We start from the raw sequence: 19,958 nt of genomic DNA, 5'->3' as shown, positions 1-19,958 counted from the left end.
GGCCTAGGGGGCGAGCCAGGTCTGCGTGTACGTGTCGATCTCCGCGGCCAGCTTCGCCTTGCCCGCCGGGTCGAGGAACGACGCGTCGACGGCGTTCTTCGCCAGGTCCGCGATGCCCCGCTCGTCGAGGTCGAGGAGGCGGGCGGCGACCGCGTACTCGTTGTTGAGGTCGGTGCCGAACATGGGCGGGTCGTCGGAATTGATGGTGACCGGGACGCCGGCGGCGACGAACTGCTTGATGGGGTGCTCGTCGAGGGTGGCGACGGCGCGGGTCGCGATGTTCGACGTCGGGCAGACCTCGAGCGGGATGCGGTGCTCGGCGAGGTGGGCGAGCAGCTTCGGGTCCTGGGCGGCGCTGGTGCCGTGGCCGATGCGCTCGGCGCGCAGGTCGGTCAGGGCGTCCCAGATGGTGCCGGGCCCGGTGGTCTCGCCCGCGTGCGGCACGGAGTGCAGGCCCGCCGCGATCGCGCGGTCGAAGTACGGCTTGAACTGCGGCCGCGGCACGCCGATCTCGGGCCCGCCGAGCCCGAAGGAGACCAGGCCCTCGGGGCGCAGCTTGTCGGTGGTCGCGAGCCGCACCGTCTCCTCGGCGGACTCGAGCCCCGCCTCGCCCGGGATGTCGAAGCACCAGCGCAGTACGACACCGAGCTCGTCCTCGGCGGCCTTGCGGGCGTCCTCTATGGCCTCCATGAAGGCGCGGTCGTCGATGCCGCGGCGCACGGAGCTGTAGGGGGTGACGGTCAGTTCGGCGTAGCGGATGTTCTGCCGTGCCATGTCGCGGGCGACTTCGTACGTGAGCAGGCGTACGTCGTCCGCGGTGCGGACCAGGTCCACCACCGAGAGGTACACCTGGACGAAGTGGGCGAAGTCCGTGAACGTGAAGAAGTCGGCGAGGGCCTCCACGTCCGTGGGGACCTTGGAGTCGGGGTGGCGGGCGGAGAGGGCCGAGACGATGCGGGGGGAAGCCGAGCCGACGTGGTGCACGTGCAGTTCCGCCTTGGGCAGTCCTGCGATGAAGGCATGCGGGTCGCGTGGCTCACGGGTGCTGCGTGGATCGGTCACGGTTTCCTCCCCAGGAACGGAATTGATCGGCTGATCGGTGGGTCGGGGATCATCGTAAGTGGCGCGCCTTCGGCCGGGGGTGGTGGCCGTAGCATGACGGAACGTATGAAAGAGGTGACGCGGGATGTCTGAGGGTTCGGCGGGCTCGGGTGGGGGCTCGGGTGCGCCCGAGGGGCGGGACCCGTGGGCTCCGCCGGAGGACGAAGGGGCGCGGGGGGCGGCTGGGGCGCCGGGGGCGGGGTCGGCTTCGGGGCCGGCTTCCGGGCCGGTGCCGCTGGAGAAGCGGGATCCGTGGGCGGCGCCGTCCGGGCCGCCTTCACGGCAGCCTCAGCCTCGGCCTCAGTCTCAGCCAGGGTCTCAGTCTCAGCCAGGGTCTCAGGGCGAGGAGCCGGTGCCGCCGCCTCCGGTCGGGCCTGAGGGGCCGGGGCAGGTGCCTTACGGGTACCCCGGGTTTCCGGGAGGCCACCAGGGCGCCGGTGCGCCAGGGCCGCAGGGCTACCCCGGGTATCCCGGTTATCCCGGCTACCCGGGCTACCAGGGGCAGGGCCCGCCCGGGTACGGCTGGCCCGCGATGCCGATGGCTCCCGCCAACGGGATGGGCGTGGCCGCGCTCGTCCTCGGGATCATCGCGGCCGTCGGTTTCTGCCTGTGGCCCCTGGCGATCGTGCTCGGCATCCTCGCGATCATCTTCGGGGCGATCGGGCGCGGCAGGGCGAAGCGGGGCGAGGCGACGAACTCCGGGCAGGCGCTGGCCGGGATCATCTGCGGGATCGCGGGCATCGTCCTGGGCGTGGCCCTGCTGGTGGTGTTGATCGTGACGCCGGACGACGTCTTCGAGGAGGACGGGGCTTCGGACGACGGCAGCAACTATTCGACGACCTTGACCGTCGGCTCCTAGGGCTGCGCCGCCGCTTCGCGGCGGATCTCTCCCACCCACCCACCCGATCGCCCTGCGGTGCAGGGGGTGGGTGAGGGGATCGACGCGGGGTAATCGGGTGGGTGGGCGGGAAGCATCCGCCGCGAAGCGGCGGTACAGAGAGCAGCCCCCCGCCTAGCGCACGCGTTCCCGCGCTCCCATCAGCGCGAAGCCCAGCAGATTCGGCCCCCGCCACTTCTCCGGGTCCTGGGCCCGCTCGTCGTCGGCCGCCAGGCCTATGCCCCAGATCCGGTCCACCGGGCTCGCCTCGACCAGGACCCGCGAGCCCGTGCCGAGCAGGAACGAGCGCAGCGGCTCGGTCGACGCGAACTTGTGGACGCTGCCCTCGACCACGATCCCGAACCGCTCCCGGTCCCACACCGCCTCGTCGAAGCCCCGCACCAGGCGCCCCGCTTTCTTCGCCTCCGCGGGCGTACGCGCGGCGAGGATCGTGGCCTCGGCCTCCGGGTCGGCGAAGAGGCGGGCCTTGGATGCCATCATCCAGTGCTCAGCCGTCCCGTACTCCACCCCGTCCACGGTGAACGGCGACTGCCACCACTGGCTCAGGCAGCTCGAACCGAGCGTTCCGTCCTGCCGCGGCCGGTGCCCCCAGAAGTGCAGATACTTGACCCGTTCCCCCGCCCGCACCGCGCGGACCAGCGTGTCCACCGAGTCGATCTTCGTCATGCACGCGAGTCTGGCACGCACCACTGACATTCCGTCCTGGGTTTTCCAGGAGGACTCGACACCTGGTCGACAGATTCCGTCGCGTAACCAAAAGGCAACAACGGAATCACTTGTTGGAGTACCACTGCTCTGTCAGGATCGGCACTCAAATCGATCTGGAGCTACGCCGACCCCCTGGGACGGGGGCGACGGCGGAGGAGAGCGTCATGCACAACTTCCAGGCGCAGGACCACTTCGCGGACGGCGCGCAGTACATCGCGGGACGGCTGACCAAGGGCACCTCAGGGCGCTCCCACGCCGTCGTCGACCCGGCCACGGGTGAGGGCGTCCACCGTTACGAACTCGCGGGCGAGAAGGACGTCGACGCCGCGGTGGCCGCCGCCGCGCACGCCTTCCCCGAGTGGGCGGGCGCGACCCCCGGCGAGCGCTCCGACGCCCTGCACCGCTTCGCCGGCGTACTCGCGGAGCGCGCCGAGGAGTTCGCGCAGGCCGAGTCGCTCCAGTGCGGCAAGCCCATCAAGCTCAGCCGGGAGTTCGACGTACCGGGCACCGTCGACAACGCCGCCTTCTTCGCGGGAGCGGCACGGCATCTGCAAGGGCAGTCGGCAGGGGAGTACAGCGGGGACCACACCTCGTACGTACGGCGTGAGCCCATCGGTGTCGTCGGCTCCATCGCGCCCTGGAACTACCCGCTCCAGATGGCCGCCTGGAAGGTGCTTCCCGCCATCGCCGCGGGCAACACGATCGTCCTCAAGCCCGCCGAGCTCACCCCCTTCACCTCGCTCCTCTTCGCGCAGGCCGCCACCGAGGCGGGCATCCCGGACGGTGTCGTCAACATCGTCAGCGGGGCGGGGCGCGATGCCGGAGAGCGGCTCGTCGGGCATCCCGACGTCGCCATGACCTCCTTCACCGGGTCCACCGGCGTCGGCAAGCGCGTCGCCGAGATCGCCACCTCCACCGTGAAGCGGCTGCACCTGGAGCTCGGCGGCAAGGCCCCCTTCGTCGTCTTCGACGACGCCGACCTGGAGGCCGCCGTGCACGGAGCGGTCGCCGGCGCGCTCATCAACACCGGGCAGGACTGCACGGCCGCCACGCGCGCGTACGTGCAACGCCCGCTGTACGACGCCTTCGTGGACGGTGTCGCCGCCCTCATGGAGACCGTCCGGCTCGGTGATCCCTTCGCCGAGGACACCGACCTCGGGCCGCTCATCTCGCACGTCCACCGGGACCGCGTCGCCGGTTTCGTCGACCGGGCACGCTCCTACGCGCGCGTGGTCACCGGCGGCGAGGCGCTCGACCACCCCGGCGCCTTCTACAAGCCCACCCTCATCGCCGACGCCGCGCAGGACAGCGAGATCGTGCAGTCCGAGATCTTCGGTCCCGTGCTCGTGGTGCTGCCCTTCGACTCCGACGAGGAAGGCATCCGGCTCGCGAACGACACGCCGTACGGACTCGCCGCCTCCGCCTGGAGCCGCGACGTGTTCCGCGCCAACCGCGCGACGCGCGAGATCAAGGCGGGCTGCGTGTGGGTCAACGACCACATCCCGATCCTCAGCGAGATGCCGCACGGCGGATACAAGGCATCCGGCTACGGAAAGGACATGTCCGCCTACTCCTTCGAGGAGTACACCCAGATCAAGCACGTCATGTTCGACAACACCGCGGTGGTCCGCAAGGACTGGCACCGCACCGTCTTCGGGGACCGATAGCCGATTGCTGGAAGGCCGCCCGACCAGCGGCCGCCCATCCTCCCGAAAGGGCAACCAAGCGCATGGAGCAGTACGAGCCCCACCGGATGTCTCCGGCCCAACTGGCCGCCATGCACCGCAGCTTCAGGAACGGCAGGGCCGCCCTGACCCGCCGTTCCCTGCTGCGCGCCTCCGCGAGCGGCGCGTTTGCCGTCGGCGGTCTCGGTGCGCTCAGTGCCTGCGGCATCCCGGCGGCGAGCAAGGGCCAGGGCGACGTCACGTCCGACGACCACTCGGCCGAGGAGAAGCGGATCACCTTCTCCAACTGGACCGAGTACATGGACGTCGACGACGACGAACGGCGCCCCACCCTGGACGCGTTCACGAAGCGCACCGGGATCACGGTCAAGTACACCGAGGACATCAACGACAACGTCGAGTTCTTCGGGAAGATCAAGCCGCAGCTCGCGGCGGGCCAGGACACCGGACGCGACCTCATCTGCGTCACGGACTGGCTGGCGGCCCGGCTCATCCGCTTCGGCTGGGTCCAGAAACTGGACCCGGCCAACCTGCCGCACGCGTACACGAACCTGGCCGCCCAGTTCCGCAACCCGGACTGGGACCCGGGACGGGCCTACTCGTACCCCTGGACCGGCATCTCCACGGTCATCGCGTACAACAAGAAGGCGACCGACGGCGAGGACATCACCTCGGTCTCGCAGCTCCTGGACAACCCCAAGCTCAAGGGCCGCGTCGGCTTTCTCTCCGAGATGCGCGACAGCGTCGGCATGACGCTCCTCGACATGGGCAAGGACCCGTCGAAGTTCACCGACGACGACTTCGACGCGGCCATCGCCCGCCTCCAGAAGGCCGTCGACAAGAAGCAGATCCGCCGCTTCACGGGCAACGACTACACGTCGGACCTCGACAAGGGCGACCTCGCCGCGTGCCTCGGCTGGGCGGGCGACATCGTCCAGCTCCAGGCCGACAACCCCGACATCGCCTTCCACATCCCCGACCAGGGCTACATCACGTCCACGGACAACCTGCTGGTCCCGAACAAGGCGCGGCACAAGAAGAACGCCGAACGGCTCATCGACTACTACTACGAGCCCGAGCCCGCCGCCCGCCTCGCCGCGTACATCAACTACGTCTGCCCCGTGGACGGTGTGCGCCCCGAACTCGCGAAGCTCGACAAGGACGCCGCGAACAACCCGCTGATCCTCCCGGACAAGGAGATGGCCGCGAAGTCCCGCGGGTTCCGCTCGCTGACGCCGAAGGAAGAGACGGCGTACGAGGAGAAGTTCGCCAAGCTGACCGGTGCCTAGACGGTGCGCCCACGCCCGTCCGTAGTTCCCGCGCCCTCCCTTTCCGTCCCCTCGACCCCCCTGGACGCACCATGACGACTGCTACAGAACACGGCGGCGACGTCCGCCTCACCGGGATCAGCAAGACGTACGGCTCCTTCACGGCCGTCCGGCCGCTCGACCTCACCGTGCCGCAGGGCTCCTTCTTCGCGCTGCTGGGCGCGTCCGGCTGTGGCAAGACCACCACGCTCCGCATGATCGCGGGTCTTGAGGAGCCCAGCTCGGGCACCGTGCACCTGGGCGAGCAGGACGTCACGGCGCTGCCGCCGTACAAGCGGCCCGTCAACACGGTCTTCCAGTCGTACGCCCTCTTCCCGCACCTCGACATCTTCGAGAACGTCGCCTTTGGCCTGCGCCGCCGCGGCATCAAGTCCGTGAAGGGCAAGGTCGGCGACATGCTCGACCTCGTCCAGCTCGGCGAGCAGGCCCGCAAGAAGCCGCACCAGCTCTCCGGCGGTCAGCAGCAGCGCGTCGCCGTCGCCCGCGCCCTGATCAACCACCCCAAGGTGCTGCTCCTCGACGAGCCGCTCGGCGCACTCGACCTCAAGCTGCGCCGCCAGATGCAGCTCGAACTCAAGCGCATCCAGACCGAGGTGGGCATCACGTTCATCCACGTCACGCACGACCAGGAGGAGGCCATGACGATGGCCGACCAGGTCGCGGTGATGAACGCGGGCCAGGTCGAACAGCTCGGCGCCCCCGCCGACCTCTACGAGAACCCCCGCACCACCTTCGTCGCCAACTTCCTCGGCACGTCGAACTTCATCGAGGCCGAGATCGCGGGCCGCAGCGGCGACGACCTCACCCTCAAGGCGGGCGACGGCAAGCTCGTCCTGCCCGCCGCACGATGTACGGCGCCGACCACCACGGGCGGCAAGGTCATCCTCGGCGTACGCCCCGAGAAGATCTCCCTCACGCACGCCGACGACGCGGGGCAGATCCCGGAGGGCCGCAACCGCATCACGGGCCGCATCGCCGACAGCAGCTTCATCGGCGTATCGACGCAGTACGTCATCGACAGCCCGCTCTGCGACGCCTTCGAGGTCTACGCCCAGAACATCGAGCGCGACACCCGCCTGGTCCCCGGCGTCGAGGTCGTCCTGCACTGGAACCCCGCGCACACCTTCGGCCTGGACGCCGCCCAGGACATCGAGGCGGGCGTCGAGAAGGTCGAGGAGGACGCCTCCGCATGACGACCACCCTCACCAAAGCGCCCCCGGCCGGGGAGCCGGACGAAGCGCCCCGCAAGACCCGCAAGGTCCGCAAGCGCGGACGGCTCGTCCCCTACTGGCTGCTGCTCCCCGGCATCCTCTGGCTCGTCGTCTTCTTCGCGCTGCCGCTCGTCTACCAGGCCTCCACGTCCGTCCAGACCGGCTCGCTCGAAGACGGCTTCAAGGTCACCTGGCACTTCGCCACCTACTGGGACGCCCTGAGCGACTACTGGCCGCAGTTCCTGCGCTCGGTGATGTACGCGGGCGCCGCCACGATCCTGTGCCTGCTGCTCGGCTATCCGCTCGCGTACCTCATCGCGTTCCGCGCGGGCCGCTGGCGCAACCTCATCCTGGTCCTGGTCATCGCGCCGTTCTTCACCAGCTTCCTCATCCGTACGCTGGCGTGGAAGACGATCCTCGCGGACGGCGGCCCCCTGGTGGGCGCCCTGAACTCGCTGCACGTCCTTGACGTCACCAGCTGGCTCGGCGTGACGGAGGGCGACCGGGTCCTTGCCACACCGCTCGCGGTGATCTGCGGACTCACGTACAACTTCCTGCCGTTCATGATCCTGCCGCTCTACACGTCGCTTGAGCGCATCGACGGCAGGCTGCACGAGGCGGCGGGCGACCTCTACGCCAAGCCGTCCACGACCTTCCGCAAGGTGACCTTCCCGCTCTCCATGCCGGGCGTCGTCTCCGGGACGCTGCTCACCTTCATCCCCGCGGCGGGCGACTACGTGAACGCGGATCTGCTCGGTTCCACCGACACCCGCATGGTCGGCAACGTCATCCAGACGCAGTTCCTGCGCATTCTGGACTACCCGACGGCCGCGGCCCTTTCCTTCATCCTCATGGCGGCGATCCTCGTCATCGTCACCGTGTACATCCGTAAGTCCGGGACGGAGGATCTCGTCTGATGGCTGCCTTCTTCCGCTGGCTCCGCGGCAAATTCGTCGTCATCGCGGGTCTGCTGACGCTCGCGTATCTGCTGCTCCCGAACGTCGTCGTGACGGTGTTCTCCTTCAACAAGCCGAAGGGGCGCTTCAATTACGCCTGGCAGGACTTCTCGCTCGACGCCTGGAAGGACCCCTGCGGCGTCGCCGACATGTGCGGCTCGCTCAGCCTGAGCCTGCAGATCGCGGCCTGGGCGACGATCGGCGCGACCCTGCTCGGCACGATGATCGCCTTCGCGCTCGTCCGCTACCGCTTCCGGGCGCGCGGCGCGGTCAGCTCGCTGATCTTCCTGCCGATGGCGATGCCCGAGGTCGTCATGGCCGCCTCGCTGCTCACGCTCTTCCTCAACATGGGTGCGCAGCTCGGCTTCTGGACGATCCTCATCGCCCACATCATGTTCTGCCTCAGCTTCGTGGTGACCGCCGTCAAGGCGCGCGTGATGTCCATGGACCCGCGTCTGGAACAGGCCGCGCAGGACCTCTACGCGGGCCCCGTGCAGACCTTCGTCCGGGTCACGCTGCCGATCGCCGCGCCAGGCATCGCGGCGGGCGCGCTGCTCGCCTTCGCGCTCTCCTTCGACGACTTCATCATCACGAATTTCAACGCGGGCTCGACCGTGACCTTCCCCATGTTCGTCTGGGGATCGGCACAGCGCGGTACGCCCGTCCAGATCAATGTCATCGGTACGGCGATGTTCCTTGTCGCCGTTCTCCTGGTGCTCGGCGGCATGATCATTTCCAAGCGCCGCAACAAGCAGGCGCGGTAACACCCGACAGTTCTGAAGGAGTGGAAATCATGGCCCCAAGCGCCATGACCCGTTTCACCAAGTCCCTCTCCGACGCCCAGCCGGTCTCGTACTGGCTGGACGACCCCGGCAAGCCACGCGCCGAACCCGCCCTCACCGGCGACGAGCAGTGCGACCTGCTCGTCGTCGGCGGCGGCTACAGCGGACTGTGGACCGCGCTCATCGCCAAGGAGCGCGACCCGCACCGCGAGGTGGTCCTGGTCGAGGGCCGAGAGGCGGGCTGGGCCGCCTCCGGCCGCAACGGCGGCTTCTGCGCCGCGTCCCTCACGCACGGCATCTCGAACGGCCTGTCCCGCTGGCCCGGCGAGATCGCGAAGCTGGAGGAGCTCGGCGCCCGCAACCTCGACGAGATCGAGGCGGCCGTCAAGCGCTACTCCATCGACTGCGACTTCGAGCGCACCGGCGAGATCGACGTGGCGACCCAGCCGCACCAGCTCGCCGAACTGCACGAGATGTACGAGGAGATGGCGGAGCACGGCCTCGCGGGCAGCTCCGAGCTGCTCGACGCGGACGCCGTGCGCGCGCACGTCGACTCGCCGACCTTCCTCGGCGGACTCTGGGACCGGGAGGGCGTCGCCATGCTCCACCCGGCGAAGCTCGCCTGGGGCCTGAAGCGCGCCTGCCTGGAGAAGGGCGTACGCGTCTACGAACACACGCCCGCGCTCCAACTCGCCTCGTCCGGCGCCGGGATGGCCGTACGCACCCCCTACGGCCGCGTCCGCGCCCGGCAGGTCGCGCTCGCCACGAACATCTTCCCTTCGCTGGTCAAGCGCGTGCGCGCGTACACGGTCCCGGTCTACGACTACGCCCTGATGACGGAGCCGCTGACCGAGGACCAGCTGGCGGCCATCGGCTGGAAGAACCGTCAGGGCCTTGGCGACAGCGCCAACCAGTTCCACTACTTCCGGCTCTCCGCCGACAACCGCATCCTGTGGGGCGGTTACGACGCGATCTATCCGTTCGGCGGCAAGCTGCGCGCCGAGCACGACGACCGCCCCGAGACGTACGCGAAGCTTGCGGGCCACTTCTTCACCTGCTTCCCGCAGTTGGAGGGGGTCCGGTTCACGCACGCGTGGGGCGGCGCGATCGACACGTGCTCGCGCTTCTCGGCGTTCTTCGGCACGGCCCACGCGGGGCGCGTCGCGTACGCGGCGGGCTACACCGGGCTCGGTGTCGGGGCCACCCGCTTCGGCGCCGACGTCATGCTGGACCTGCTCTCCGGCGAGCGCACGGAGCGCACGTCCCTGGAGATGGTGCGCACGAAGCCGCTGCCGTTCCCGCCCGAGCCGTTCGCGTGGACGGGCGTCGCGCTGACCAAGTGGTCCCTGGCGCGGGCGGACGAGAACGGCGGCCGGCGCAATCTGTGGCTGAAGACCATGGACAAGCTGGGCCTGGGCTTCGACAGCTGACCGCCTCCGGGCTCGGACGGCCGCTGTCTGTCGACGATTCGTCAACAAGTTCCCGGAACCCGCGTAATGCTGCCGCCCCAGCCCCCTCTCTCCTGTGACATGCACAGCTGCATCACAGGAAGAGGGAGGTCCCGCCATGACTGGCTCGGGCTCGGGAGCGAAGTCGGCGGTCGAATGGCTGGTGTCGGTGGCGCCGGATCCGGAGGCCTGCCGCTGGGAGTGGGAGCGCAATCCCCTGGGGGTCGCGCTCCTTCCCGCCGGCAGGCTCTGGGACGTACTCATCCTTCCCGGTGAACTCGGCTATCCGACGCTCGACGTACTGACCCGCTGCATCGACCGTCCCGGCCCGGTGCTCGCCGACTTCGGCGACTCCCGCATGGGGTTCTTCGTGCCGGCGGGCACGGTCGCCCGCTGGCTCGGCACGGGCGTACGCGGCGCGGGTCACGGCACCTGGATCGTGGTCCCCTACCCGGGGCGCGCCACGGGCGGCGTCCGCTGGCTCGTGCCGCCCGACGGCTCGGGCACGCTGACGGATCCGGCACTGCTCGAACTCGCGATGCACGAGGCGGCGGCGCAGCTGGCGCCGCGGGACGGAGAGCAGGCGGGGGAGTAGGCGGGGGGGGGAGGGTATGCGGGGGAGCCACTGAGACGGACCGCCATCCGGCGAAGGCTTGACGGGGCCTTGACAACTGCATTGGTCTGGACCAAATTGAGCGGCCCACCCTCCCCTTCCCCCCATGCCCGGAGGCAGTTGTGGACCGTTCCCTGTCGCGCCACCTCAGACGTCTCACCCTCGCCACGGCCACGGCCTGCGCGCTCGCCGCGTCCGGCCTGCTCGTCACCGAGGCCTCGGCGGGCCCCTCGACGGGGCCGGTGCCGAAGGCCGCCGCCGACCACGCCCTGGTCGGCTACCTGCACACGAGCTTCGCCAACGGCTCCGGCTACACGCGGCTCTCGGACGTCCCCGACAGCTGGGACATCATCGACCTCGCCTTCGGTGAACCCACCTCCGCCACGTCCGGCGACATCCGCTTCAGCCTCTGTCCGCGGACCGAGTGCCCCGGCGTCGAGTCCAAGGACGAGTTCAAGGCCGCGGTCAAGGCCAAGCAGGCAGCGGGCAAGAAGGTCCTGATCTCCATCGGCGGCCAGAACGGCCAGGTCCAGCTGACCACCACGCAGGCCCGCGACACCTTCGTCTCGTCGGTCTCCGCGATCATCGACGAGTACGGACTCGACGGCCTGGACATCGACTTCGAGGGCCACTCCCTCTCGCTGAACGCCGACGACACGGACTTCAAGAACCCGAAGACGCCGTCGATCGTGAACCTCATCTCGGCGGTCAAGACCCTCAAGTCCAAGTACGGCAGCGGCTTCACGCTCACGATGGCCCCCGAGACCTTCTTCGTGCAGCTCGGCTACCAGTTCTACGGGACCGGCAAATGGGGCGGCCAGGACCCCCGCGCCGGCGCCTACCTCCCGGTCATCCACGCCCTGCGCGACGACCTCACGCTGCTGCACGTCCAGGACTACAACTCGGGCCCGATCATGGGCCTGGACAACCAGTACCACTCCATGGGCGGCGCGGACTTCCACATCGCGATGACCGACATGCTGCTCACCGGCTTCCCCGTGGCGGGCGACACGAACAACGTCTTCCCCGCGCTGCCCCCGGAGAAAGTCGCCATAGGCATGCCCGCATCGACGAACGCGGGCAACGGCCACGTCCCCACGACCGAGGTCAACAAATCCCTGGACTGCCTGACGAAGGGCACCAACTGCGGCTCGTACAAGACGCACGGCACCTGGCCCGGCCTGCGCGGCCTGATGACCTGGTCGATCAACTGGGACCGTCACAACAGCTGGGAGTTCTCGAAGAACTTCGACGGCTACTTCGGCTGAGTCACGCCGGACCGGCCGCTTCCCCGTTCGCATCGGTGGCGCGGTGGCCGTACCGCGCCACCACGAGCGCCATCACCTGCAGCACCATCCCGAACAGGCACCAACTGGCCACCACGTCCAGCGGCCAGTGATACCCCCGGCGCATGAGCCCGAGCCCGACCCCGAAGTTCAACAGGGCGCAGGCGATGACCAGTTCACGCCGTGCGTAGGTGCCGCGCAGGTACGGCAGCAGGAGCAGCACCGCCCCTCCGTAGGCGACCATGGCGGTGGCGGTGTGGCCCGAGGGGTAGTAGCCGGTGCCGTCCATGCCGGGCGGCCCCGTGCGGCCGATGAGCTCCTTGAGCGGGATCACGAGGACCGGGACCGCGACCATGGCCACGGCGGCGACCGCCGGTCCGAGCCACCAGCGGAACGCGCCGGCGCGGTGGCCACGCCAGGCGGCGTAGGCGATGGCGGCGGCGAGGACCGGGGCGGCGACGGCGACCCCGCCCAGATCGGCGAGGAATTCGGCGGCGCCGTCCGGGAGGCGGCTGCCGGTGATCCAGGGGCCGAGCCGCTCGTCCGCGTCGCGGAGGGGACCGTCGGCGATCACTTGCCAGGTGATGAGCGCGAAGAACAGCGCGCAGAGGCAGAAGAGGAAAGTGGTCGGCCGCCCCGGAACAGGGGGCCTTCTACCTTGAGAGGTAGGCGCACACTGGGTGTGCGGGTCCGAGGGGGTAGCCATGGTCAACAGCCTGTCAGGAATGATCGGTCGCGAGTACTTGAGGGTCTCCGCGCGTGGCGAGCGCTCAATCACCGAGCAGCACGACGACAACAGTCGCGCGTCTGCCGGTGAGGGTGTCACGCTCGGGGTGCCGTACAGCGATCAAGGCAGCGCGTCGCCGTACGCGAAGCATGCGCGCGGCGACTTCGACAGGTTGATCGCGGACCTGCGCAGCGATCAGTTCAAGGCTCAGATCCTGTGGCTGTGGGAGTCGAGCCGGGGCTCTCGCCGCGTGGGTGAATGGGCCACCCTGCTGGATCTGTGCGAGGACTACGGAGTCCTGATCCACGTCACGAGCCACGAACGGACTTACGACCCGTCGAATTACCGCGACCGCGAGACGCTGCTGACTGACGGAGTGAGTTCCGAGATAGAGGTACGGCGCCTTTCCGCCCGCACGCGTCGGGGGATCGACGCCAACATCCGCGACGGCAAGCCGCACGGCATCTGCCCGCTTGGTTTCGAGCGAGAGTACGAGATCAGGAGGGGCAAGCGCGTCCCTGTCCGGCAGTATGCCCACCCGGTCGAGGCCCCGTGCATCGTGGAACTCTTCCAGCGCGTTCGGGCCCAAGACCCGTTCTGCGAGATCGAGCGTGATTGGGCTGCGCGCGGGATCGTCGGGCGACGCGGAAAGCCGCTATCGGCTCAGACTCTGCGGGACCTGGTCACGCACGTCTGCTACCTCGGTCTGCGGTGCACGAAGGGCGGCACGGTGCAGGCAGCGTGGCCCCGTCTCGTGAGCGACGCCCTGTTCTACGAGGTGCAGCAGATCATCTCTGACCCGTCCCGCATCAAGGGGAATCCCGGCGGGGCCCATTACGCGCTCACCGGGGCGATCACGTGCGATCGCTGCACAGGACCGATCACGGTCCGGTACCGAAGCAAAGAGATCAACTACGAGTGCAAGCGCGGGTGCTGGCGTGTCCCGAAGAGCGACGTAGACGAGATCTTCATAGGGGATGCCCAAGAGCCCGGCGTGATCTTGAGCTATCTGGGACGGCGCGATGTCTATCAGATCCTCGACGCTGAGGATTCCACGGGAGAGGCCGCAGAGATCCGTGACGTCCTCGCCAAGGCACGTGCCGACCTTCAGGAAACTGAGCAGGCCCAACCCGAGACGATGAGCGAGGAGCGCAGGTTCGCACGTCGTAGCGAGCGGCTTGAGGTGCGAATAGCTGAGTTGCAAGAGCGGCAGCAGAAGCTGATCCGGCCTGCGAGCCTCAGCGCTTTGTTCCAGCCTGGCCCCAATGTCGCTGGTCGCTGGGAGAGCACGCCGCTGGCGGCGCAGCGCGCCATAGCGGCCCTACTGTTGAGCCCTGACGTGATCGGGCAGCCCCGTATCCGCCCGATTGCGGCCGTGGCCAAGTCGGCGACGATGTCCGAGAGGATCAGGTGGGTGAGGGCGTGACCGTCAAAGTCGTGTGCACCGATCGCGGGCAGCACGCCCGGCGTCTGATCAATTACTGCGAGCCGGGCGTGGCCCACCTCGGCATCCCGGATGCAGCTCAGCACAACGTCCAGCGGCCTGACGGCGGCTACACGTATCGATTCGTCTGCACGAAGTGCGGCCGTGACGCGCAGCTCCGCGAAGAGAACATGCTCAAGGTCGCGCAGGCGGGATTCGAGACTTTGGACATCTCTCGGATTCCCTGACGTATTGCTACAGTTGCTAGCAGGCTGGACGCGAGCAGCCTTGAACCGCACTCGCGACAGGCGTCGTCACCGGGGCGCGTACTTCGTATGCCCCGGAGATACCAACAGTGCCTATCAGTTCTGAAGTTGCGCACCTGCGAGCCAGGAAGGCCGCAGAGAAGCGGCACCATCCCGACGCGGATACGACTGAGCTCGACCGCGAACTTGCCACGCTCACGCTCGCGGCGTACATAAAGCGCGTCGTCGAATCCGCGCCGCCGCTGAACGATGACCAGCGCGCCCGGCTTGCCATTCTCTTGAATCCGGGCGGGGGTGTCGGCCATGCCGCATAACGACGCAGCCCCCGAATCGAAGGACTCGGGGGCCGATATCAACAACCGGGGCACGGCGTCGACTTATGCCAGCGTACGGCGGAGCGCCTACAACGGCCATGGGGGCGACCAGTGAGCCGCCGTGGCGGCGTCGGTCGCAACCGCCGTCAGAAGCCCGTCACGGCCGCGCAGAAGCTCGCGAAGGTGTACCGGTGCGGGCATTGCCGCAGTGAGGTTCGCGGAATCCACCGTGACGCGGACGGTATCGAGCACCTTGACGTACGGCACGACGGCGGATGCCCCGTTCTTTCGGGCGCCGTTGCCGATACCGGCGACGTGTTCCGCGCCGCGACTCGCGCAGGTGTCGCGATGCTGGCCGTAAAGGTCGCGGACGGGGGCGCGGAATGAGCACCCCCTTTACCGACCTGTGCCCGACACACCAGATGCCCGACCCGTGCGAGCACCCCGAGCACAGGCCGCAGCCCGCCGAACCGGTGTCAACGGTGGTGAGTCAGGATCGTGCGCCGACCCTGTGCGCACTCGCGCGTGCCGTCGTTTACGGCGGGTTGAACCAGGAGGACCAGACCGCTCTTTGGGGGGCGGCGAAGTTGCTTGACCCTTCCCTTTCCGCCTTCACTGCCACGGTGGTCCAGATGGAAAAGGAGCGGGACGCCAACCCTGCCCCCGCATCCGTTACGGCCGCCGATGCCGAATCCGTCCCGGATCTCGTGTTCAGGAAGTTCGCGGACATCGCTGCCGACGTCGCGACCCGCGAACCGAGGCAGTTCCTCTTCGAGCCCGTCATGGTGCACGGGGACTACGGCGTGATGTCCGCCGAGAAGAAGGCGGGAAAGAGCTGGGGAGGTGTCGACGCGGCAGTTTCCTGTGCTGCGGGGCTTCCCTGGCTCGGGGAATTCCCGTGCCGCACCGCCGGCGCGGTGGTCTTCTTTTACGGAGAGGGTTCCGACGCGAAGCTGACGCGCCGTATCCACGCGGTCGCGGAGTCCAAGGGGCTCACCCGCGAGGCGGCTGACGCGCTCGACATCGTCATATGCTGCCGCGCGCCGAAGCTGAGCGACGCCCAGCACCTTCACCTCATAGCCAAGGCTCTTGCGGAGTTCACGCCGAAGCTGGTCATCCTGGACCCGCTGTACCTCTCTGTGGGAGGCGCCAAAGGGAGCGACCTGTTCGCCATGGGCGACCTGTTGGGAGGCATTCAGCGCGTCGTCCAGGACGCGGACGCGACGCTGCTGATCAGTCATCACTGGAACAAAGGTGGATCGGGCAGCGGCCACGACCGGTCAAGCGGTGTCGGCCCGCAGGAGTGGGGCCGCTTCCTTATCGCCGTGGCTGTCGTCAGCAAGCGCACCGACGACCAGACCAAGGAATCCACCGCCGTCCTCAAATGGCAGTTCGCCGGGGACGAGATTCCCGACTCGGAAGTGACGCTGATCCGCCGGGTACGGGCCGACGACTCCAAGGACCTGAACTCGCCCATGCATTACAGCGTGACGCGCGACGGCGCCCACGACGGCTACCAGCCGCGCGTCCCCGAGGTGACCGACAAGCAGCGCGCCGTACTGGTGGCTATGTCGGAGTTCGGGGAAGTGGGCGGGTCACCGACCGACCTGGCCCGTGAGTGCGGGTGGGACAAGGACGGGGACAAGGGCAAGGCCCGCAGTGCGGCGCAGAAGGCCATCAACGGATTGCTCAAAAAGAAGCTGGCCGAGAGGTCCCCCGGCACGAGCCGATACCGGGTGTCGGGCGGGGGCGCGGTCTGGCACCTCATCAACGAGTCTGCCCAGGAGTACGTACGGGAGCCGCTCAACTGAAGATCGCAGCCGTATCCCCGGCGAGGGATACGAAGGGTGTCCCGTATACCTCCGCGTATCCCTCGCTCATGCCCCTCGTACCCACGGCGTACCCAAATCCGTATCCCTTCCGACCAGCACGTATCCGTTTCGTATACCGCGAAGCCATGGCATTTCCCCAACGCGTACCCATCCCCCCAGGTCTCTGTAAGGACCTGGGGAGGGATACGAGGGGCGCTCAAGAGATCAAGGCGACGCAACGCAGCCAAGGCGCTGGACGCATAGCAACTCCGCTGCGGCGCCTTGCTGGTCGACCAGAGGAGTAGCCCCGCCCCCGCTGGACGGCTCCTCACGCGCCGCCCGCCCCCGCCCCGGCACCGGGCGGCGCCGCCCCCGCCATAGCGCCGCACAGAGGCGCCTGGCCAACATCACCAGGAAGGAACAGATCATGACCGGGACTCACGACGACGCGTTCGGCGTCGCGCTCTCCGTGCTCACCCCAGAGGAGCGCCACCGCTTCGGCGAGATCACCGATGCCCTTGTTGAAGCTGCCGACGCTGCGGCCGTGGCGCCGGGCTGGACGGTGCGCCGACCCGCCGACGCGTGGCACGCGCTGGCCGTGCACTACCGCGCTCAGCGTGATCCGCTGTGGCCCGCATTCAGCGCCGCCGCCGCACGCGCCGACGAGATCGGCGGACGGTGACATGGACGAGATCAACCCGTTGATCCGGGACGCCGCCGAACGCATCACCGTGGGCATGGCCGAAGCCTTCGACATCATCTGGTCACGCCCTGACGCCGCGCAGATCATCGAGAACTTCCTTGACGGCTCGGGGGCCTTTCTTGTCGAGCGCGACGGCATCACGGTGATGAGCACGGACGAATCCGAATGACGCCCCGTCAGTGCCGTATCGTGGGACTTGCTAGCTCGGCATCCAGTGGGCGCCGGACCTCACAGGGTGAGGTAATCCGGACACCTGGTCACCATGCGCAGCGGACTCCTTTCCGCATGCTCCCGCATAGGTGGACACCTTGAGTGCTATTCACTTCCGTCAGGCCCTGGTCCGTTCGGACGGCACCGGCCGCACCGTTTACGGCGTTGCCGTGCCTTATGGGCAGACCGTCGACATCGAGGAATTCGGCCAGGCCTACAAGGAGCAATTCGCGCCCGGCAGTTTCGCCCGGTCGATCCGTGAACGCGGCGACAAGGTGAAGCTCTGCGTCAATCACGAGTCGCGCAAGCTGCCCATCGGCAGGGCAACTGAACTCCGCGAGACGGCAGACGGCCTTCACGCGGCCTTCGCGGTGAGCGCGACCAGGGACGGTGACGAAGCCTTGCAACTCGTCAGAGACGGCGTTGTGGACAGCTTCTCAGTCGGTTTCCGGCCCGTCCGGGACCGCCGCGACGGCGATGTCGTCGTACGCGTCGAAGCGTCTCTGTGGGAAGTGTCCTTGGTGTCATGGCCCGCCTATGCGGGGGCGGGAGTCACAGGAGTCCGCACCGCACATCCGGCTCTTTCCGTCGACATCGCACGCCGACGGCTCGAACTCCTTCTGAGGACCTGGTGACCCATGCCTATCCAATTCCCTGCCCTTGAGGCAGTCCACGCCGAGCGCGACCAGCTGGCCACCGAAGCACGGACGCTGCTCACCCGCTCGTCCGAGACTCTTTCCGACGAAGACACCGCACGCTTCACCGAAATCGAGACGCGGCTCACCGAACTGAAGACCCAGGAAGACAAGCTGCTTCCGCTCGCCCGGCTCATCGAATCCGGGAACTACGCCACCGAGAACGGAACTCCCCGATCGGACGGCGGCGGCCGTGGCGGCAGTCTGAAGGACTCCGTCATGCGAGCCATGGACGCCGATATCAAGCGCCGGATTCTCCCCGAGTACGCAGCCGAACGCGTCGAGAAGCTGATGACCATCGGCACCGAGCAGAGCCAGACGCTTTCGCAGCGCTGGGCGGCTGCGGCCGGTGACCCGGAATACCTCAACGCCTTCGCCAAGCAGATGGCCGACCCCGTCAGGGGACACCTGCTCTGGACGGAGCGCGAGGCGCACGCTTACCGGAACGTCGCCGAAGTGCGGACGGCGCTCGGTCTCGGATCGGGGGGCGGGGCAACAATGGTCCCCCTCACGCTGGACCCGGCGATCATGCTCACCAACGACGGCTCGATCAATCCGCTGCGCCGTATCTCGCGCGTCGTCCAGACGGCGAGTAATACATGGCAGGGCGTGACCTCCGCAGGTGCCACGGCCGAATGGAAAGCCGAACACGCACAGGCTGCGGACGGTACTCCCGCGCTCTCCGGCCCGGAAATCCCGGTGCACTTGGGGGACGTGGATGTCATCTACTCCTACGAAGTGGGGGAGGATGCCCTGAATTTCACCCAGGAAATGCAGGGGGTCATGATGGACGCGGCGGACAATCTCGCCGTGGCGGCCTATACGACGGGCAGCGGTTCCGGGCAGCCCAGGGGTATTGTCACCGCCCTTGCTGGTACGGCCAGTGAGCTGAACAGTGGCGGCAGTGAGGCCCTGATAGCGGCTGACGCATTCACCGTGCAGAACGCCCTTCCTGCCCGGTTCTCAGCCAACGCACAGTGGTGCGCACACATCGCCACCATCAACACGTTGAGGCAGTTCGAGACCACCAATGGCTCACTCAAGTTCCCCGAGCTGGCAGGCAATCCGCCCTATCTGCTGACCAAGGCAATGAACGAGCTGAGCAATATGGATGGCTCGGTCAATGCGGCAGCAACAGCTAACAACTACCTGTTGCTTTATGGTGACTTCAATCAATTCGTTATCGTTGATCGCATCGGTGCGACCATCGAGACGCTTCCCGGTTACGGCGCCAATCAGCGCCCGACTGCCCAACGCCACGCCTTCCTGACCTTCAGGACCGGTTCGGACGTGGTGGTGCCGCAGGGCTTCCGCATGCTGGACGTGCCGACGACCGCATGATCCCCGGCGCTGCTGCTCCACGGCGCCGGACCGCCGCGTCCGTGGATCGGGCATGACCACGGGCGCGGCACTTTGCCTAGGTGAATGATCCGCGCGAGCGCTAACCGTCGCGCCCATGGTCCACTGACGGCGCGGCTGGTCGATCACCTTGCAGTCAGCGACGCGCCGATCAAGTGTTGACCTGCATCAATGTGGCATCGCGCTTGCAAACAAGGGGGGTGGATCATGCACGTGATCCACGACCACGGTGACCTCCCAATCCCCTGTGTCCGGCAGAACCCTCTACTGGGACTTGGTGCAAACGACTGCAAATCCGCAGGTCAGAGGCGTGATCGGCGCCCTGGAGGGGGTGTTGCCCCACCTTGATCGCATCGCCGCAGAGTGGTGATCGCCCAGGCGGGGCGGCATGGGGGAGATCGAGTTGCGATGTGCAAACGCTGGTCGGTGATTCG

Annotated in this window: 18 protein-coding genes and 1 pseudogene; 16 read left to right on the top strand and 3 right to left on the bottom strand. The window is 68.0% G+C overall.

Annotation, left to right across the window (positions count from 1 at the left end):
- Nucleotides 1–3: 3 nt before the first annotated feature.
- Nucleotides 4–1,062, bottom strand: a complete 1,059-nt coding sequence (locus M4V62_RS13070; RefSeq protein WP_249587437.1) for an adenosine deaminase — start codon at nucleotides 1,060–1,062, stop codon at nucleotides 4–6.
- A gap of 430 nt (nucleotides 1,063–1,492) precedes the next feature.
- Here M4V62_RS13070 and M4V62_RS13065 point away from each other — a divergent pair, with 430 nt between their 5' ends.
- A complete protein-coding gene (locus tag M4V62_RS13065; protein ID WP_249587436.1) occupies nucleotides 1,493–1,960 on the top strand; it encodes a DUF4190 domain-containing protein in 468 nt (155 codons plus the stop codon).
- A gap of 153 nt (nucleotides 1,961–2,113) precedes the next feature.
- On the opposite strand, the gene ybiA is transcribed toward M4V62_RS13065, so the two are convergent.
- Nucleotides 2,114–2,695 carry a riboflavin biosynthesis intermediates N-glycosidase gene (ybiA, locus tag M4V62_RS13060; RefSeq protein ID WP_249587435.1) on the bottom strand — a complete coding sequence of 194 codons (582 nt, stop codon included), beginning with the start codon at nucleotides 2,693–2,695 and terminating at the stop codon, nucleotides 2,114–2,116.
- Between the two features lie 176 nt (nucleotides 2,696–2,871).
- On the opposite strand from ybiA, the gene M4V62_RS13055 reads away from it, so the two are divergent.
- The 8 genes and pseudogenes from M4V62_RS13055 to M4V62_RS13020 form a co-directional block, all read left to right on the top strand.
- A complete protein-coding gene (locus M4V62_RS13055) occupies nucleotides 2,872–4,374 on the top strand; it encodes a gamma-aminobutyraldehyde dehydrogenase (protein ID WP_249587434.1) in 1,503 nt (500 codons plus the stop codon).
- A 62-nt stretch (nucleotides 4,375–4,436) separates the two neighbouring features.
- Nucleotides 4,437–5,681: an ABC transporter substrate-binding protein gene (locus M4V62_RS13050; RefSeq protein WP_249587433.1), complete on the top strand. Its 1,245-nt coding sequence runs from the start codon at nucleotides 4,437–4,439 to the stop codon at nucleotides 5,679–5,681.
- Nucleotides 5,682–5,752: 71 nt separating this feature from the next.
- A complete protein-coding gene (locus M4V62_RS13045; protein ID WP_249587432.1) occupies nucleotides 5,753–6,913 on the top strand; it encodes an ABC transporter ATP-binding protein in 1,161 nt (386 codons plus the stop codon).
- The gene (locus M4V62_RS13040) at nucleotides 6,910–7,848 is read left to right on the top strand and encodes an ABC transporter permease (RefSeq protein ID WP_249587431.1); all 939 of its coding nucleotides are present in this window, start codon (nucleotides 6,910–6,912) and stop codon (nucleotides 7,846–7,848) included. Before M4V62_RS13045 ends, M4V62_RS13040 begins: the two co-directional genes overlap by 4 nt.
- The gene (locus M4V62_RS13035) at nucleotides 7,848–8,651 is read left to right on the top strand and encodes an ABC transporter permease (RefSeq protein ID WP_249587430.1); all 804 of its coding nucleotides are present in this window, start codon (nucleotides 7,848–7,850) and stop codon (nucleotides 8,649–8,651) included. The genes M4V62_RS13040 and M4V62_RS13035 overlap by 1 nt, the downstream gene beginning before the upstream one ends.
- Nucleotides 8,652–8,680: 29 nt before the next feature.
- Entirely contained in the window at nucleotides 8,681–10,099 is a 1,419-nt protein-coding gene (locus M4V62_RS13030) for an NAD(P)/FAD-dependent oxidoreductase (RefSeq protein ID WP_249587429.1), read from the top strand.
- A 136-nt stretch (nucleotides 10,100–10,235) separates the two neighbouring features.
- Nucleotides 10,236–10,712 (top strand): hypothetical protein, encoded by a 477-nt coding sequence (locus tag M4V62_RS13025; protein WP_249587428.1) that lies wholly within the window; start codon nucleotides 10,236–10,238, stop codon nucleotides 10,710–10,712.
- A gap of 278 nt (nucleotides 10,713–10,990) precedes the next feature.
- Nucleotides 10,991–11,998 (top strand): annotated as a pseudogene (locus tag M4V62_RS13020) (chitinase); the annotation flags it as partial.
- Between the two features lies 1 nt (nucleotide 11,999).
- On the opposite strand, the gene M4V62_RS13015 reads toward M4V62_RS13020, so the two are convergent.
- A complete protein-coding gene (locus M4V62_RS13015; RefSeq protein ID WP_249587426.1) occupies nucleotides 12,000–12,722 on the bottom strand; it encodes a phosphatase PAP2 family protein in 723 nt (240 codons plus the stop codon).
- Here M4V62_RS13015 and M4V62_RS13010 point away from each other — a divergent pair.
- The 7 genes from M4V62_RS13010 (at nucleotide 12,721) to M4V62_RS12980 (ending at nucleotide 19,506) form a co-directional block, all read left to right on the top strand.
- Nucleotides 12,721–14,169, top strand: coding sequence for a recombinase family protein (locus tag M4V62_RS13010; protein WP_249587425.1), 1,449 nt, complete (start codon nucleotides 12,721–12,723; stop codon nucleotides 14,167–14,169). The genes M4V62_RS13015 and M4V62_RS13010 overlap by 2 nt on opposite strands.
- The gene (locus M4V62_RS13005; protein ID WP_249587424.1) at nucleotides 14,166–14,414 is read left to right on the top strand and encodes a hypothetical protein; all 249 of its coding nucleotides are present in this window, start codon (nucleotides 14,166–14,168) and stop codon (nucleotides 14,412–14,414) included. Before M4V62_RS13010 ends, M4V62_RS13005 begins: the two co-directional genes overlap by 4 nt.
- 964 nt (nucleotides 14,415–15,378) lie before the next feature.
- Nucleotides 15,379–16,557 (top strand): AAA family ATPase, encoded by a 1,179-nt coding sequence (locus M4V62_RS13000; protein ID WP_249592805.1) that lies wholly within the window; start codon nucleotides 15,379–15,381, stop codon nucleotides 16,555–16,557.
- Between the two features lie 427 nt (nucleotides 16,558–16,984).
- Nucleotides 16,985–17,239, top strand: coding sequence for a hypothetical protein (locus tag M4V62_RS12995; protein ID WP_249587423.1), 255 nt, complete (start codon nucleotides 16,985–16,987; stop codon nucleotides 17,237–17,239).
- Between the two features lies 1 nt (nucleotide 17,240).
- The gene (locus M4V62_RS12990) at nucleotides 17,241–17,429 is read left to right on the top strand and encodes a hypothetical protein (RefSeq protein ID WP_249587422.1); all 189 of its coding nucleotides are present in this window, start codon (nucleotides 17,241–17,243) and stop codon (nucleotides 17,427–17,429) included.
- A 139-nt stretch (nucleotides 17,430–17,568) separates the two neighbouring features.
- Nucleotides 17,569–18,105 (top strand): HK97 family phage prohead protease, encoded by a 537-nt coding sequence (locus M4V62_RS12985; protein WP_249587421.1) that lies wholly within the window; start codon nucleotides 17,569–17,571, stop codon nucleotides 18,103–18,105.
- A gap of 3 nt (nucleotides 18,106–18,108) precedes the next feature.
- The gene (locus tag M4V62_RS12980; RefSeq protein WP_249587420.1) at nucleotides 18,109–19,506 is read left to right on the top strand and encodes a phage major capsid protein; all 1,398 of its coding nucleotides are present in this window, start codon (nucleotides 18,109–18,111) and stop codon (nucleotides 19,504–19,506) included.
- Nucleotides 19,507–19,958: the final 452 nt, after the last annotated feature.

This window comes from Streptomyces durmitorensis (assembly GCF_023498005.1).
Classification (GTDB): Bacteria; Actinomycetota; Actinomycetes; order Streptomycetales; family Streptomycetaceae; genus Streptomyces; species Streptomyces durmitorensis.
Note: the sequence above shows the minus strand (reverse complement) of the source record. Positions and strands in the feature narration are given on the sequence as shown.